The sequence below is a fragment of the Acidovorax sp. NPDC077693 genome, assembly GCF_044542805.1.
Classification (GTDB): Bacteria; Pseudomonadota; Gammaproteobacteria; order Burkholderiales; family Burkholderiaceae_C; genus Acidovorax.
The window spans coordinates 67,317-81,274 of sequence record NZ_JBITVD010000016.1 but is presented as its reverse complement, the minus strand read 5'-3'; the positions used below and the strand labels follow the sequence as shown (position 1 = coordinate 81,274).

12 protein-coding genes and 2 pseudogenes are annotated in these 13,958 nt (G+C 65.7%); 3 read left to right on the top strand and 11 right to left on the bottom strand.

Annotation, left to right across the window (positions count from 1 at the left end; translation table 11 throughout):
* Positions 1 to 49: 49 nt before the first annotated feature.
* A complete protein-coding gene (locus ACIGHN_RS21395) occupies positions 50 to 694 on the top strand; it encodes an FMN-dependent NADH-azoreductase (RefSeq protein WP_396505918.1) in 645 nt (214 codons plus the stop codon).
* 214 nt (positions 695 to 908) lie between these two features.
* Here the strand turns inward: ACIGHN_RS21395 and ACIGHN_RS21390 are convergent, their stop codons facing one another.
* The 5 genes from ACIGHN_RS21390 to ACIGHN_RS21370 all read right to left on the bottom strand — a co-directional run bounded on the left by ACIGHN_RS21390 (position 909) and on the right by ACIGHN_RS21370 (position 6,252).
* On the bottom strand, positions 909 to 1,691 hold the full coding sequence (locus ACIGHN_RS21390; RefSeq protein WP_396505916.1) for a 3-hydroxybutyrate dehydrogenase: 783 nt from the start codon (positions 1,689 to 1,691) through the stop codon (positions 909 to 911).
* A 70-nt stretch (positions 1,692 to 1,761) separates the two neighbouring features.
* On the bottom strand, positions 1,762 to 2,520 hold the full coding sequence (locus ACIGHN_RS21385; RefSeq protein ID WP_396505914.1) for an acetoacetate decarboxylase: 759 nt from the start codon (positions 2,518 to 2,520) through the stop codon (positions 1,762 to 1,764).
* A gap of 189 nt (positions 2,521 to 2,709) precedes the next feature.
* On the bottom strand, positions 2,710 to 3,945 hold the full coding sequence (locus ACIGHN_RS21380; protein ID WP_396505912.1) for a patatin-like phospholipase family protein: 1,236 nt from the start codon (positions 3,943 to 3,945) through the stop codon (positions 2,710 to 2,712).
* Positions 3,946 to 4,166: 221 nt separating this feature from the next.
* Positions 4,167 to 4,964 carry a MetQ/NlpA family ABC transporter substrate-binding protein gene (locus ACIGHN_RS21375; RefSeq protein WP_056412594.1) on the bottom strand — a complete coding sequence of 266 codons (798 nt, stop codon included), beginning with the start codon at positions 4,962 to 4,964 and terminating at the stop codon, positions 4,167 to 4,169.
* 187 nt (positions 4,965 to 5,151) lie between these two features.
* Positions 5,152 to 6,252 carry a DUF6817 domain-containing protein gene (locus ACIGHN_RS21370; protein WP_396505910.1) on the bottom strand — a complete coding sequence of 367 codons (1,101 nt, stop codon included), beginning with the start codon at positions 6,250 to 6,252 and terminating at the stop codon, positions 5,152 to 5,154.
* Positions 6,253 to 6,565: 313 nt separating this feature from the next.
* Here ACIGHN_RS21370 and ACIGHN_RS21365 point away from each other — a divergent pair, with 313 nt between their 5' ends.
* Together ACIGHN_RS21365 and ACIGHN_RS21360 are read left to right on the top strand one after the other, a co-directional pair.
* Positions 6,566 to 7,168, top strand: coding sequence for a helix-turn-helix domain-containing protein (locus tag ACIGHN_RS21365; protein WP_396505909.1), 603 nt, complete (start codon positions 6,566 to 6,568; stop codon positions 7,166 to 7,168).
* Complete coding sequence (locus tag ACIGHN_RS21360; protein ID WP_396505907.1) at positions 7,165 to 7,740, top strand: GNAT family N-acetyltransferase; 576 nt, start codon at positions 7,165 to 7,167, stop codon at positions 7,738 to 7,740. The genes ACIGHN_RS21365 and ACIGHN_RS21360 overlap by 4 nt, the downstream gene beginning before the upstream one ends.
* A 163-nt stretch (positions 7,741 to 7,903) precedes the next feature.
* On the opposite strand, the gene ACIGHN_RS21355 is transcribed toward ACIGHN_RS21360, so the two are convergent.
* The 6 genes and pseudogenes from ACIGHN_RS21355 to ACIGHN_RS21330 form a co-directional block, all read right to left on the bottom strand.
* Positions 7,904 to 9,121 carry an ABC transporter substrate-binding protein gene (locus ACIGHN_RS21355; RefSeq protein ID WP_396505991.1) on the bottom strand — a complete coding sequence of 406 codons (1,218 nt, stop codon included), beginning with the start codon at positions 9,119 to 9,121 and terminating at the stop codon, positions 7,904 to 7,906.
* A gap of 154 nt (positions 9,122 to 9,275) precedes the next feature.
* A pseudogene (locus ACIGHN_RS21350) lies at positions 9,276 to 9,815 on the bottom strand (cache domain-containing protein); the annotation flags it as partial.
* Positions 9,816 to 9,833: 18 nt separating this feature from the next.
* Positions 9,834 to 10,325 (bottom strand): annotated as a pseudogene (locus ACIGHN_RS21345) (methyl-accepting chemotaxis protein); the annotation flags it as partial.
* Positions 10,326 to 10,889: 564 nt separating this feature from the next.
* Positions 10,890 to 11,714 carry a carbohydrate ABC transporter permease gene (locus tag ACIGHN_RS21340; protein WP_056412611.1) on the bottom strand — a complete coding sequence of 275 codons (825 nt, stop codon included), beginning with the start codon at positions 11,712 to 11,714 and terminating at the stop codon, positions 10,890 to 10,892.
* Positions 11,715 to 11,732: 18 nt separating this feature from the next.
* A complete protein-coding gene (locus ACIGHN_RS21335) occupies positions 11,733 to 12,608 on the bottom strand; it encodes a carbohydrate ABC transporter permease (RefSeq protein WP_396505905.1) in 876 nt (291 codons plus the stop codon).
* Positions 12,609 to 12,620: 12 nt separating this feature from the next.
* Complete coding sequence (locus ACIGHN_RS21330) at positions 12,621 to 13,952, bottom strand: extracellular solute-binding protein (RefSeq protein WP_396505904.1); 1,332 nt, start codon at positions 13,950 to 13,952, stop codon at positions 12,621 to 12,623.
* Positions 13,953 to 13,958: the final 6 nt, after the last annotated feature.

Below are 13,958 nucleotides of genomic sequence, written 5' to 3'. Positions count from 1 at the left end.
GCGTGGCACCCACCCAACGGCGATCCAACACACTCCCAGGAGTTCTCTCATGCAACTGCTTCACATCGACTCGGCCATCACCGGCGAACAATCCGTCTCCCGCGAGCTGACCGCCCGCACCGTGGCCGCCTGGAAAGCTGCCCACCCCGGCACCACCGTGCAATATCTGGACCTGGCAGCCCAGGCGCCTTCGCACCTGTCGGCCCATTCGATGGGTTTTCGCACCGGCCAGGCCGCTGCCACCGACGTGGAGCGCCAGGAGAACGCGCTGTCCGAAGCGCTGGTGAGCCAGTTCCTGGCGGCTGACGTGGTCGTGATCGGTGCGCCGCTGTACAACTTTTCGATCCCCAGCCAGCTCAAGGCCTGGATCGACCGCCTCGCCCAGGCCGGCCGCACCTTCAAGTACACCGACAAGGGCCCTGTGGGCCTGGCCGGCGGCAAGACCGTGATCGTGGCATCGAGCCGCGGCGGCGTGTACTCCACCAGCGAAGGTGGCCAGGCCATGGAACACCAGGAGAGCTATCTGAAGGTGGTGTTCGGCTTCTTCGGCATCACCGACGTGCGCTTTGTGCGTGCCGAAGGCGTGGCCATGGGGCCTGACGCCAAGGCTGCAGCCCTGGTCAACGCCGACCGCGATGTGCAGGCGCACACGGCCGCAGCGGCGAATCAGGCCCACGCCACACAAGCCGCCTGACGCACACCGCGCGCCGGGCGAGCGTTGCCCGGTCGCGCCGATGGTTACTAGACGCAAGCAGGCACTGGCCACAGCTGCGGCTTACCGGCTTGCTTGCGACACAGACAGACAGCCCCAAACGCATTGACCACAGACGCTCAAGGCCGTTGGCCAGAGCGTTCTGTCGGACGCCCTCGATCAAACAGTCGGTTGTGACGTCACGCAGATCCGCGTGTCACTGCATGAACCAGCCGTGGCTGACCACCAGCGACTGCCCGGTCAGCGCGTTCGTCGGGAAGCCCGCGAACATCAGCGCGACCTGCGCGACGTCATCGGTGGTGGTGAACTCGCCGTCCACGGTCTCCTTGAGCATCACGTTCTTCACGACTTCCTCTTCGGTGATGCCCAGGGTCTTGGCCTGCTCGGGGATCTGCTTTTCCACCAATGGCGTGCGAACGAAGCCGGGGCAGATCACGTTGGCGCGCACGCCGTGTTTCGCGCCTTCCTTGGCCACCGTCTTGCACAGGCCGATCAGGCCATGCTTGGCCGTGACGTAGGGCGCCTTGAGCATCGACGCCTCCTTCGAATGCACGGAGCCCATGTAGATCACGCTGCCGCCGCGGCCCTGCGCATACATGTGCTGGAGGCAAGCCTTGGTGGTGAGGAAGGCACCGTCCAGGTGGATCGCCAGCATTTTCTTCCAGTCAGCGAAGGTGAATTCCTCGACGGGATGCACGATCTGGATGCCAGCGTTGCTGATCAGGATGTCGATGCCGCCGAACGCAGTCGCCGCCTCTTCGACCGCTGCATTCACCTGGTCTTCGCTCGTCACGTCCACGCCGACGCCGATGGCCTGTGCGCCCGTGGCCTTGAGTTCTGCCGCTGTCGCATCCGCAGCTTCCTTGTTCAGGTCGGCAATGACGATCTTGGCGCCCTCCTTCGCGAAGACGATGGCGATCTCCTTGCCGATACCGCTGGCCGAGCCGGTGATGAAAGCGACTTTGTCTTTGAGCTGCATGAGGTTTCCTTGTGTGGAGGTTGGGGAGAGGGGAAAAAAGGGAAAAGGGAAAATCGGGTGGATGAAGAAGCTACTGCTTCGCCGCCAGATAGTCGTATTCGACGGTACCCAGCGCCAATGTCATGTCTGCAATGAAATGCACGGCGGACTCGATGTTCAGCACCGGCAGGTCGGCCACGGGCGCCAGCGCATGCGGATGCAACGCCAGCGAGGCTGGTGCGGTCCAGGCGCCGTGCAGCGTGACGTCGACCATGTGGTAGCGCACCAGTTCGCAGATGCGGGCCGTGCCGTCCACGTGCGGAATGATCTTGAGCAGGAAGTTGGGCTGGGCAATGCCCGCGAGAACCGGGCCCGGCTCCAGCGCCTTGTGCTTGAACCCCATCGTCGCGCTGGCCACGCGCACCTTGCCGTAGTCCAGCGTGCCGACCACCACGTCGGTCTCGTAGGCGAATGCGGGCGACGCCAGCTTTTTCGGAAAGCCCCACAGCTCGCGCCCGCCAGCGATGGGCGGGTGGTCGTTGAGGTACATCGAATGCACGTAGGCACCCTGCTCCACGCCCGCGGCGGAGCGCAGTTGCACGGGGATGACCTGGCCGGATTCCGTGTAGTCGCCGAACCCGGTGGAGTCCGGCATGCGGATGAACTCGTACTTGACCAGCGGCTCGACCACCTCGAGCGGCTCGGGCACCACCGCACGCAGGGCATCGAGGTCGGTGCGGTAGGTGATGACCATGAACTCCCGTCGCATGAAGCGGTAGGGGCCCGGCGGAAATGCCGGGCTGGTCAGCGGCATGGCAAAAGCGCGTTGCCTGACGTCGTCGATCTTCATGGAGCGGATTCCTTGCTGTCGGTTGAAGGTCAATTCAATGGGCACTGAGCGAGTCCCGCGTGCGCCATCGCCATCGCCATGGCCATCCGCGTTGCCGAGGACTCGTTCGTTCTGCGTCGTCTGGAGGCACTGCCAGTCTTTGCGCCAAGACTTAGGCCCCGCTTAAAGCGACCCGGCAAGCCCGCCCCCTCACAGCGGCCGCCTGGGTTTGCGTGGCGCACTGCCCTGCAGGTCCAGCGCGGGGCGGCGCACGCGCTGCACGCCGGGCTCGCCGAGATCGAAGGTGGTCACGCCGTACTGGGTCTCGCTTTGCAGCCATTCGGGGTGCGACAGCGTGTTGCGCATGTCGCGCATGCCGGCCTCCCAATGCTCCGCCACCGATGTGCGCGAGAACTCATAGTCTTTCGAGTCGAGCTCGTAGGGCTTGTTGCGGTAGATGAGGTGCACGATGTCGATGGGTTTGTGCGTCATCTGCGCGCACAACGCCGTCACGCTGGGGTCGTCGTGGAGGTGCGGCGGCAGTTTGTCCATCAGGTCGGCCAGCGCCTGCTGCAGGTTCACGTTGGCCGACAGCGCATCGGTGTTCATCCGTGTGCGGCTGGAATACGTGATGTCCTTTTGCCGCTGTGACACCTCCGACAGTGTCTTGGGCATGGCGCCGCGCGCACTGAACAGGTCGACCTGCAGCACCACCAGCGGCCGGGTGCGCGGATGGACATCCAGCACATACTGCAGCGGCGTGTTCGACACGATGCCGCCGTCCCAGTAGTCCTCGCCGTCGATGTGCACCGCCGGAAAGCCCGGCGGCAGCGCGCCGCTGGCCATGATGTGCTCGGCACCGATCTTGTGCATCGTGTTGTCGAAGTAGACCGAATTGCCGGTGCGCACGTTCACAGCGCCCACGCTCAGGCGCATGCTGCGGTGATTGTTGATCCGGTCGAAGTCGATCAGCCGCTCCAGCGTCAGCTTGAGCGGGCCGGTGTCGTAGTAGCTGACCACCGGCGCCGCGCCTCCGAGCCACAGGGTCGGGTCCAGGCGCGGCTTGAAGAAACCCGGAATGCCGAACAGCACCGCCGTGGCCGCGCTCCATTGGTTGAGCGCCGTGCGGTCGCCCGCAATGCCGGGCACCTGCTGGCCAAAGCCCGAAGACACCTGCTGCCAGAACTCGCGCAGCCGCGCCACGCGGTGCTCCGGCGCATTGCCGGCGATCAAGGCGGCGTTGATGGCCCCGATCGACACGCCGGCCACCCAGTCCAGGTGTGGGAATTTATCGAACAGCACTTCATAGACGCCCGCCTGGTAAGAGCCCAGCGCCCCACCGCCCTGTAGTACCAGCGCCCGATCGGCGGACGCCATGTCGATACCTGAAGCAAGCCGTGGGGTGGATGCCAACGCTGATGGGGACCGAGGTGAAGTCGTCGCCATGGTTATCCGTCTGAAAGGTTGCCAGTGTGCGGCCATTTCTGATGGCGGCCTTGTCAGCGGGCTTCGTTTTTCCACGGCGATTCCATCGCAAACCGCTGTTTGCGCACCGACCATGGCTGGGCTGCAGACACCCGGCAGGCTGGCCCGGGCCGAATGCGACGCCCAACGAAAAGGGCGGCAACTGCCGCCCTTCTTCGGTGTGTTGACCGCCCGTTGCCCGCTTAGAAACCCGGCAGCACCGAACCCTTGAACTCGGTCTGGATGAACTTCCTCACTTCTTCCGACTGGTAGGCCTTCACCAGCTTGGCCACCCAGGGCTTGTCCTTGTCGGCTTCGCGCACGGCGATCAGGTTAACGTAGGGGCTCTTGGCGTTCTCTTGCGCGATGGCGTCCTTGCCGGGGTTCAGGCCTGCGGACAGCGCAAAGTTGGTGTTGATGGCCGAAGCGTCCAAGTCATCGAGCGAGCGGGGAAGCTGGGCCGCGTCGAGTTCGACGAACTTGAGCTTCTTGGGGTTGCTCACCACGTCCAGCGGCGTGGCCTTGAGGTCCGCACCGTCACGCAGCTTGATCAGGCCCTTGTCCTGCAGCACCAGCAGCACGCGGCCGCCGTTGGTGGGGTCGTTGGGGATGCCGAACTTGGCGCCTTCCTTCAGGTCTTCGAGCTTCTTGACCTTCTTGGAGTACAGGCCGATGGGGAAATTGACCGTGTAGCCCACGGGCACCAGCTTGTAGCCGCGGTCCTTGACCTGGGCATCCAGGTAGGGCTTGTGCTGGTAGCTGTTGGCGTCCAGGTCGCCAGCGGCCAGCGCGGCGTTGGGCTGCACGTAGTCGCTGAACTCGACGATCTGGATCTTCAGGCCGTCCTTCTCGGCGATCTTCTTGACCTGCTCGAAGATCTGGGCATGGGGGCCGCCCGTGACGCCGATCTTCAGGGGCTTGTCTTGCGCCATCACGCCGGTGGAGAAACCTGCGGCCAGGGCCAGGGCGAGAGTGGTTTGCAGCAGCGAGCGCTTGTTCACGGGAATACCTTTTCGTTAAGAGATGTTTCGCATATTAGGGTTTACCCAATAAAATCGGAACGAATAGGTTCTTATTTTTTTAGAACCTGCGGGCATAAAGGAGCCGCGCATGCATCGACTCGCACGCGCACTGGTTCGACCCAAGGATGTCGGTGTCGCCTCGGGCTGAGGCGAGCGCAACGGCTGCCTAAGCTCTGAGCGCGACGTTGTTCAGCTTGTCCAGGCGCTCGGGCCAGGTGCCGCCTACCGTGGCTCCCTGCAGCAGGATGCGCGTCCAGGCTACCCAGGCGTCCCACTGCACGCGCTTGTCCCACGAATTGCCCCAGGCGCTGAAGAGCTGCAGCGCGCTCGCGGCGGCCACTCGCGCGTCGTCCTGGCGCCCGGCCGACAGGTACAACTGCGCCAGCACCAATTGCGGCTCCCCCACCCAGGGGTTGTGGCGCACGGCGCTTTCCAGCACGCCGGTGGCCACGTCCAGGTCCACCAGCGGCTGGTCCTGCTGGATCACCGACCAGTACAGCGACGCGGCCGCCGCCTCGTCCGCGGGCGCCAGGGGCTGGGTGCAGCGGGCGAACACGGGGGGCATCGGCAGCAGGCCCTGCAGACCCGGGTGCTGCAGTGCGAGCGCGAGGCCATTGATCTGCGAGACCATGCGCCCAGTGGGCCGCATCGGGCCGGGCCACAGCGAAGCCGCCCAATGCACCGGTTGCGGGCGGTGCTGCACCGCCGGAAAGCGCGAGAAGATGTCGTCCTGCCAGCTGAACCACTGCTCGATGGTGTCGGCCATGCTCACGATGATGAACACCGCCACCTCGTAAGGCGTGAGCACGCGGTGCCCGCCGCCTTGGCCCGCGTCCTGCTCCAGCACCAGGCTACCGTCGCTCTCCAGCGCACCCGCCAGCACCTTCTGCACGAACTGCGTGCGCGACTGCGTGCAGAACAGGTACACCAGGTGCTCGGCCGACTCACCCGCGATCTCGCGCACGCGGGCCCGCTCCTTGGCGGGGTCGAACTTCACCAGGTCCACGAAGGCATTGCCGTACACGCTGTGCAGCAGGCCCAGCAGCCGCACATCGCGCGGCTGCTGCCACACCGTGAGCGACCGCGCCACGCCGACCAGGTGATGCCGGAAGGTGCCCGCCTTGTGCCAGTCCTGGCCCACATTGCGCGCGAGCACGGTGGGCAGCACCGGAGCGAGATCGGGGTCGCGCCCCAGCCACTCGTCGTCCAGCAGAGGTTGCACGCGGCTGAACAGGTCGGCGTCCAGCGGTTGGAAAGGCAGGTTCATGGCTTGGGTCTTCTGAAGTTTTTATGGGGAATACAACGTGCACACAGTATCAGGCGTGGCGGCTTTGGAGCGGCGGCGGCCCGTGCATGCACGCGGGCAAGGCCCCTGGAGCTGCCCATTTTTGCAAAAAAAAGCCTGTACCGCTTTACTGGCAAGCGCGAGTAGCTATGAAAAAAGGAGCAGTCATGCCCGACACCTGACGCCGTGTGGATGGCGGGAAGCGACATGCCACACGACCATTAAGGGCAGCGACACAGGCCGTGACGCAGTGATCATCCATTTTAATGGATTAAATTTCCATTAAACTGCCATCATGGACATCAACACCCGCATCGCCCAGCGCCTGCGCGTGCTGCGCACCGCACGCGGCTATTCGCTGGAGACCCTGGCGGAACGCAGTGGCGTGAGCCGCTCGAACATATCGCTGATCGAGCGCGGCCAGAGCAGCCCCACGGCTGCCGTGCTCGACAAGCTGGCCATCGGCCTGAGCGTGGCGCTGGCGTCGTTCTTTGAAGACAGCAGCGACAGCGACAACGCCGCAGCCCCCTCGCCCCTGATCCGAGCTGCCGACCAGCCGCGGTGGCAGGACCCGGCATCGGGCTACGTGCGCCGCCGGCTCTCGCCGCCCGCGCCTTCGCCGCTGCAACTGGTGGAGGTGGTGTTCCCGCCCGGCCAGCGCGTGTCGCTCGATTCCGCGGTGCATGACGCCGACATCCACCAGCAGGTCTGGCTGATCGAAGGCCGCATGGACCTGACCGTGGGCGAGACCACCTGGGCGCTGGCCGCGGGCGACTGTCTGGCCATGCAGCTCAGCCAGCCCATCGTCTTCCACAACCCCGGCGCGCAGGCCGCGCGCTACGTGGTCGCCTTGACCACCCTCCCCGCTTCTGCCCCCACGGCCCGGAGAAAGCCATGACCGACACCACCCTGCCGCCCTCCCCCGACACCGCCTCCGCCACCGAGGCGCCCGGCATCACCATCCGCCGCCTGGGTGGCGACGAGGCCGCCGCCTGCGCTGAGGCCCTGGCCGAGGTGCTGATCGACTGCGTGCAAGGCGGTGCGTCGGTCAGCTTCATGTGGCCCCTGCCGCACGACAAGGCCCTGGCCTTCTGGCGCGGCGTGGCCGATGGCGTGGCGCGCAACAAGCGCGTGCTGCTGGTGGCCGAGGATGCACAGGGGTGCGTCGTGGGCACGGTGCAGCTCATCACCGCCATGCCCGACAACCAGCCCCACCGCGCCGACGTGGCCAAGATGCTGGTCCACCGCCAGGCCCGCCGCCAGGGCGTGGCCCAGCGCCTGATGGCCGCCGTGGACGAGGCCGCGCGCGATGCGGGCAAGGCGGTGCTGGTGCTCGACACGGTGACGGGCGGCGACGCCGAGCGCCTGTACGAGCGCGCCGGCTGGCAGCGGGTGGGCGTGGTGCCCGACTACGCCCTCATGCCCGATGGCGCGTTCTGCGGCACTACCTTCTTTTGCAAGCGGGTCTGAGGGCCTCCGCCCCCGTGTCTACACGGCCAACCTGGCGCAGCGCAGGCCGAAAGAATTCGCCGGTCTCCATGCCACGGCCCACCGGCCACGGGCTTGCAGGCAGTGCCCGCCGGCTGACCTTTGGCCTCCGCCACCCGTGGCTGCTCAGCCGCTGGTACGGCCCTCAAGTGATGTAACCCTCGCGCTGCATGATCTTCTTCACGGCCTGGGCGGCATCGTTCAATGCAGCTTCGGCGGGTTGGCGCCCTGCGATCACGTCGTGGATGCTCTTGCCCAGCACATCGGTGTTGATCTCGTCCCACTGCGCAATGATGGGCCGCCAGTTGGGATTGGCGTCCCCGATGCTGCGCGACAGCATCTGGAACTCCGGGTACTTCCTGCCCAGGCTCTCGTCCGCCAGGGTGGACATGCGGTGCGGCACGCCGCCCAGGTGGCACACCGCCTTGTCCTGGTTTTTCGCGGTGAGCCACTGCATCAGCAAGAACGCACTGTCGGCGTTCCTGGCGTTGGTGGGGATGGCGAGGCCCAGCCCCCCGGTCTGTGAGGCATACCTGCTGCCGCGCGGGTGCCTGGCAAACGCCACCTTGCCGTTGACCTTGGACAGCTTGGGGTCGCGCACCGCGCCGAAAATCAGGGTGGAGTCGAGGTACATGGCGGACTCGCCCTGCAGGAAGGCGTTGATCATCTCGCTCTGGCCGAAATTGAGCGCCCCTGCCGGGCCGGTGTCGATGATCTTCTTGAGCAACTGCGCCGCGCGCACGCCCGCCGCATCATTGAAGCGGGGCAGCCAGCTGTTCTCGAAGATGCCACCGTTGAGCGGGTTCAGGTGCAGCAGCCAGGCGTGCACGCACTGGTGCCCCTCTTTGCCCCGCGACGCGAGCGCTCCCATGCCCGCCTTGTCGTGGAGCACCGGCAGCATCTGTTCGAGCTCGAAGTACGACGTGGGCGCCTTGAGGTTGAGCTTGTCGAAGATGTCGCTGCGGTACGCCAGCACGGAGGTCTCGGCGCCATAGGGCAGTCCGTACAGCTTGGCGGCACCGCCCGCCAGGTATCCCTTCCAGCCACCCACCAGCCCGATGTTTTCCAGAAAGCTGGGAATGACGTCCGGCAGGTCGAAATCACCGAGTGCCAGCTGCGGGTTCTTGAGAAAGGGCTCGATCTCGCGGATGAAGTTCTTCTTGACGTACTCGCCCTTCCACATCACGACGTACGAAATCAGGTCGTAGCCGCCCTGGCCCTTGGCCATCTCCACCAACTGTTTCTTCTTCATCTCCGCAATCGGCAGCTGCTCGAACTCCACCAGGATGCCGGTCTCCTGGGTGAACTGCGGAAACAGCTTGATCGCAGCGTCGTAATGGTGGTGTTTGGGCAAGCACAGCACGACCTTCTGCCCACGGTAGCGCGCATAGATATCGGCGGCCCGCAAAGACGGCACACAGGCTGCCGGGACGGCGGCGGCGCACGCCGACCGGATCAACAAGGCTCTTCGCTTCATACGGCATTCCCCCCATTTACCTGCTTGTCCATGAATCTGCTCACTCGATGTCCAGCACATAGACGCCGGACGAGACGAAGGTGTCGCCCACCCGCTGCACATAGGCCTTCTTGACCATGACGCGCTGCGTGACGGGATTGAGGATGTGGTACGGCGCAGACCACCCGCTGTTGCGGTCCCGGGCCAGATCGCGGGAGTTCTTGACGATGGGCACGCCGTTGAAGTCCTTCATGTCGATCAGCGTCTTGCCCACGTTGGCGGGGTTGGCGCCGTGGGCCAGGTTGCGTCCGCCGAAGTCGTACACCGTGATGTACAAATCCCGGTCCTTGAAATTGGTGCCGCGGGTGAACTCGGCGTAGGCCTTTTCCGGGCCCACCTGGTGGATGAGGGCCACGGCGCGCCGCACCTGCTCCTCGGCCTCGCGCGCCGACCCGTTCAGCGTGAAGACGTTGACGGACTCGACCAGGCGGGCCGCCTGCAGGCGCAGCTGCTGCGAGGCGGCGGCCGTCTGCTCCACCAGCGCGGCGTTCTGCTGCGTGGCCTGGTCGATCATCTCGATGGACTGGATCACCTCGCCGACGTTCTGGCGCTGGGTGCGGCTCGACTGCGCGATCTCCGTCATGATGCTGGTGGCGCTGTGGATGGCCTGCGTCATGCCGCTCAGTTGCCTGGCCGCGGTGTGCACGAGGTTCGCACCGGTGGCGATGCGGTCGCTGCTGCCGGTCAGCAGCTCCTTGATCTCCTTGGCCGCATCAGCGCTGCGCTGGGCCAGCGACCGCACCTCGCTGGCCACCACGGCAAAGCCCCGGCCCTGCTCCCCCGCGCGGGCCGCCTCGACCGCCGCGTTGAGCGCCAGGATGTTGGTCTGGAACGCAATGCCGTCGATCAGCGAGATGATGTCCGCGGCACGCGCCGAGTCCGACGCGATCTGCTGCATCGTCTGCTGCACCGAGGCAAAGGCCCGGTTGCCGTGTTCGCCCGCCTGGGCCGTCTGCTGCGCAATCGTGTTGCCGGAGTCGGACTTGGCCCCCACGAGCGAGGCGCTGCTGGCCAGCGCGTCGATGGCGTCGGAGGTCTGCCGCAGCGACATCGCCTGGCGCTCGGTGCGCTCCGACAGGTCGGTGTTGGCCTGCGATATTTCGTCGCTGGCGATGGAGACCTCTTGAGCGCCCGCCCGCACCTTGGTGACCACCTTGGTCAGCGACTCCTGCATTTCGCGCATCGCCGTCATGAGCGGCGAGAACTCGTCGGCCACCGGGTCGTGGATCAGCGTGGTGAGGTTGCCCACCCGCACGTCGTCAGTGAACTTGCGCGCCAGCGCCACGCGCCGGCGCAGCACGCTGCCCACCCACCAAGCCAAGGCCAGCAGACCGGCCACCACCAGCGCGACCGTGATGCCCAGCATCTGCTGCGCGGCCCCGACGCTGTCGGCGATGGCGCCGGCTTCGGCCGACGCCGCAGCCTTGCCGGCCACCGTACCGAGCCGGTCGGACACCTGCCATGCACCCAGCAGCACCAGCGCGGCGAGCGTGGTCGACAAGGCAAAAAGTTTCTGCGCAATGCTCAGCTTCTGCGTGATTCTCATAAGGTCTGTGCGGTGACTGGGGGAAAGGTTCGGCGTCAGGCAAGCGGAGCACGGCGATCCGGCGGGGCGTCAGCCCTTGACGGCGCCGGCCGTCAGCCCGGTGATGATCTGGCGGGCGGCGACGAAGGTGAAGATCAGCGGCGGAATGGCAATGAGGCTGCCCATGGCCATCACCCGCCCCCAGTCCACCCCCATGTCGGTGATGAACAGCGATGCAGCCACGGGCAAGGTGCGGGTGTGGCGGTCGGTGAGCACCAGGGCGAGGATGAACTCGTTCCAGGCGATGCGGAAGGTGAAGATCGACGCCGCGGCCAGCCCCGGCGCCATCAGCGGCAGGAGCACCTTGGTGAACACCCGGATGGGGCCGCAGCCGTCGATGGCGGCGGCTTCTTCCAGCTCGACCGGCACCTGCAGCACGAAGCCGTACAGCAGCCAGATCGTGAACGGCAGGTTGACCGCCACGTACAGGAGGACCAGGCCCCACAGGCTGTTGACCAGATGCCATTCGTTCCAGATGAGGAACACCGGAATCGCCATCACGGCCAGCGGCACCGTTCGGAGCAGCAGCGTGGTGTAGGCCAGCGCATGCCGCCCGGGAAAGCGAAAGCGCGCCAGGCCATACGCCGCCATGCAGCCCAGGACCAGCGTCACGGCAGTGGAGATCACGCCGACGAACAGGCTGTTGTAGAGGTAGCGGTCGAACTTGTCTTCCTGCAGCACGGCGCGGTAGTTCTCCAGCGTGGGCGTGAAGAGAAAATTCAGGGGCTCGGAGAAGATGTTGACCTGCTGGCGCAGGCTGGTGGCGAAGATGACCGCGATGGGCGCGATGCACAGCAGGGCCAGGCCCACCAGCATGGCGTAGTGCGCGGTGACGAGGACGGGAGAGCGTTTCATGGACATGTCCGGCCTCGCTTACTTCTTGCCGTCCAGCGGGTTGGAAATGCGCAGCGCCGCAAACGACAGCCCGGCCACCACCACCAGCAGCAGCACGGAGATCGCCGCCGCCACACCGAGCTGTTGGCCCACGAAGGCGGTCTTGTAGATGTGAAGCGCCAGGATCTCGGTCGAATCGCCGGGCCCGCCGAAGGTCAGCACATAGATGACTTCCAGCACGCGGAAGGCATCGACCAGCCGCATCATCAAGGTGATGGCGATGACGTGCGCGATCATGGGCAGCTTCACCAAGGTGGTCATCTGCCACCAGTTGGCGCCGTCGATGCGCGACGCTTCGATCACGGCGCCATCCACGTTGGCCAGCGCCGCGACCATCATGATGAAAACGAACGGCGTCCACTGCCAGATGTCGGCAATCACGATCGCGGCGAACGCGAGCGTGGGGTCTGCCAGCCAGGTCAGGGGGGCGATCTTGAACAGGCCCAGCACGGCATTGATCAGGCCGAACTGCGCATCGAACATGTAGCGCCACGCCAAGCCCACGGCGATGGGCGCGATCATCATCGGCAGGATAAACAGGGTGCGGAAGATGGCCGTGCCGCGCACGGGCCGCTCCAGGGCCAACGCCAGCGCGATGCCCAGCAGCATCTCTGCCGTGACGCAGACGCCGGCGAACATCAGCGTGGTCCAGAGCGACGACCAGACCCGCGGGTTCTTGAAGGCGGCCGCGAAGGCATCGAGGCCGACCCAGCGGGCTTCGCTCCACGGCGTGCCCATGCTCCAGTCGTACAGGCCCAGCTGAAAGGCCGAGAGGACCGGGTAGAGGCAGGCCGCGGCCATGATCAGCGCGGCCGGCCCCACATAGAGGAGAGGAACCCAGGAGGGGGTGCGCATGCCGTACGCTCCTCAGACCTTGTAGCCGGCTTCGCGCATGATCTGAGTGACCGGGGCCACCAGGTCGTTGAGCGCAGCCTCGGCGGTCTTCTTGCCGGTCAGCGCCTCCGAGATGCCCACCCCCAGGGCCTGCACGTTGATCTTGTCCCAGACGGGAATGATCGGGCGCCAGTCGGGGTTGGAGTACTTGAGGGCTTCCTTGAAGGTGATGAACTCGGGGTACTGCCGCACCAGGTCGGCGTCGGCCAGCGTCGAGTTGCGCGTGGGCGCACCGCCCGCCTTGGTGACGGCCTTGTCCTGCGCCTTTGAGGTGAGCCACTGCATGAGCAGAAAGCCTGCATCCGCGTTCTTGGCATTCTTCGCAATGGCCAGGCCCAGACCGCCCGACTGCGATGCCCGGCGGGTGCCCATCGGATGCAGCGCCCAGCTCACCTTGCCCACGATCTTGGACTTGGCCGGATCGTTCACCAGGCCCGCGATGGACGTGGAGTCGAGGTACATCGCGGCCTGCCCCTGCAGGAACGCGGTGTTGCTCTCGCCCTGCCCGTACCCTGGAATGCCCGCCGGCCCGGTGGCGACCACCTCCTGCAGGAACTTGAGCGCCTCGACGCCCACCTTGTCGTTGAAGCGCACGCGCCACTGGTCGTCGAACACGCTGCCGCCCAGGGGGTTGAGGTGCAGCAGCCAGGCATGCACCGCCTGGTGGCCGGCCTGCCCGCGCGAGGCCAGCGCGCCGATGCCTTCCTTTTCCCGGATGACCCTGAGCAGCTGGCCGAGATCGGCATAGGTCTCGGGGACCTTGAGGTTGTGCTTGGCAAAGATGTCCTTGCGGTAGGCCAGCACCGACGTCTCCGCGCCGTACGGCAGGCCGTAGAGCTTGGCGCCCGGCCCTGCCAGGTAGCCTTTGGGGCCGCCCACCAGGCCCAGGTTTTCCAGGTAGACGGGGATGATGTCCTTGATGTCGTAGGCGGGGTCTGCGAGCGCGGGGTTCTGCAAGAAGGGGTCGAGCGGCCGGATCAGGTTCTTGGCGACGTATTCGCCCTTCCACATCACCACATAGCAGCCCAGGTCATAGTCGCCCTGCGGCTTGGCCATCTCCAGCAGCTGCTTTTCCTTCATGCGGCCCATGGCCAGGCGGTCGGTCTCGACCTTGATGCCGGTTTCCTTGGTGAACTCCGGCAGGATCTTCATCATGGCGTCGTAGTGCGGGTGCGACGGCACGCTGAACGTGACGGTCTGACCCGCATACTTGGAATAGCGGCTCTGCGCACGGATGCCGCTGAAAGGCAGGCTGGCGCCGAACACGGTGGCACTGGCACGTTTGACGAAGTCGCGTCTTTGCATGGTTGT

Bases quoted from the DNA above. Each gene is read 5' to 3' on its own strand.
- ACIGHN_RS21395 (WP_396505918.1), top strand. From the start codon at position 50: ATGCAACTGCTTCACATCGACTCGGCCATCACCGGCGAACAATCCGTC.
- ACIGHN_RS21390 (WP_396505916.1), bottom strand. From the start codon at position 1,691: ATGCAGCTCAAAGACAAAGTCGCTTTCATCACCGGCTCGGCCAGCGGT.
- ACIGHN_RS21385 (WP_396505914.1), bottom strand. From the start codon at position 2,520: ATGAAGATCGACGACGTCAGGCAACGCGCTTTTGCCATGCCGCTGACC.
- ACIGHN_RS21380 (WP_396505912.1), bottom strand. From the start codon at position 3,945: ATGGCGACGACTTCACCTCGGTCCCCATCAGCGTTGGCATCCACCCCA.
- ACIGHN_RS21370 (WP_396505910.1), bottom strand. From the start codon at position 6,252: ATGAACCTGCCTTTCCAACCGCTGGACGCCGACCTGTTCAGCCGCGTG.
- ACIGHN_RS21365 (WP_396505909.1), top strand. From the start codon at position 6,566: ATGGACATCAACACCCGCATCGCCCAGCGCCTGCGCGTGCTGCGCACC.
- ACIGHN_RS21360 (WP_396505907.1), top strand. From the start codon at position 7,165: ATGACCGACACCACCCTGCCGCCCTCCCCCGACACCGCCTCCGCCACC.
- ACIGHN_RS21340 (WP_056412611.1), bottom strand. From the start codon at position 11,714: ATGAAACGCTCTCCCGTCCTCGTCACCGCGCACTACGCCATGCTGGTG.
- ACIGHN_RS21335 (WP_396505905.1), bottom strand. From the start codon at position 12,608: ATGCGCACCCCCTCCTGGGTTCCTCTCCTCTATGTGGGGCCGGCCGCG.
- ACIGHN_RS21330 (WP_396505904.1), bottom strand. From the start codon at position 13,952: ATGCAAAGACGCGACTTCGTCAAACGTGCCAGTGCCACCGTGTTCGGC.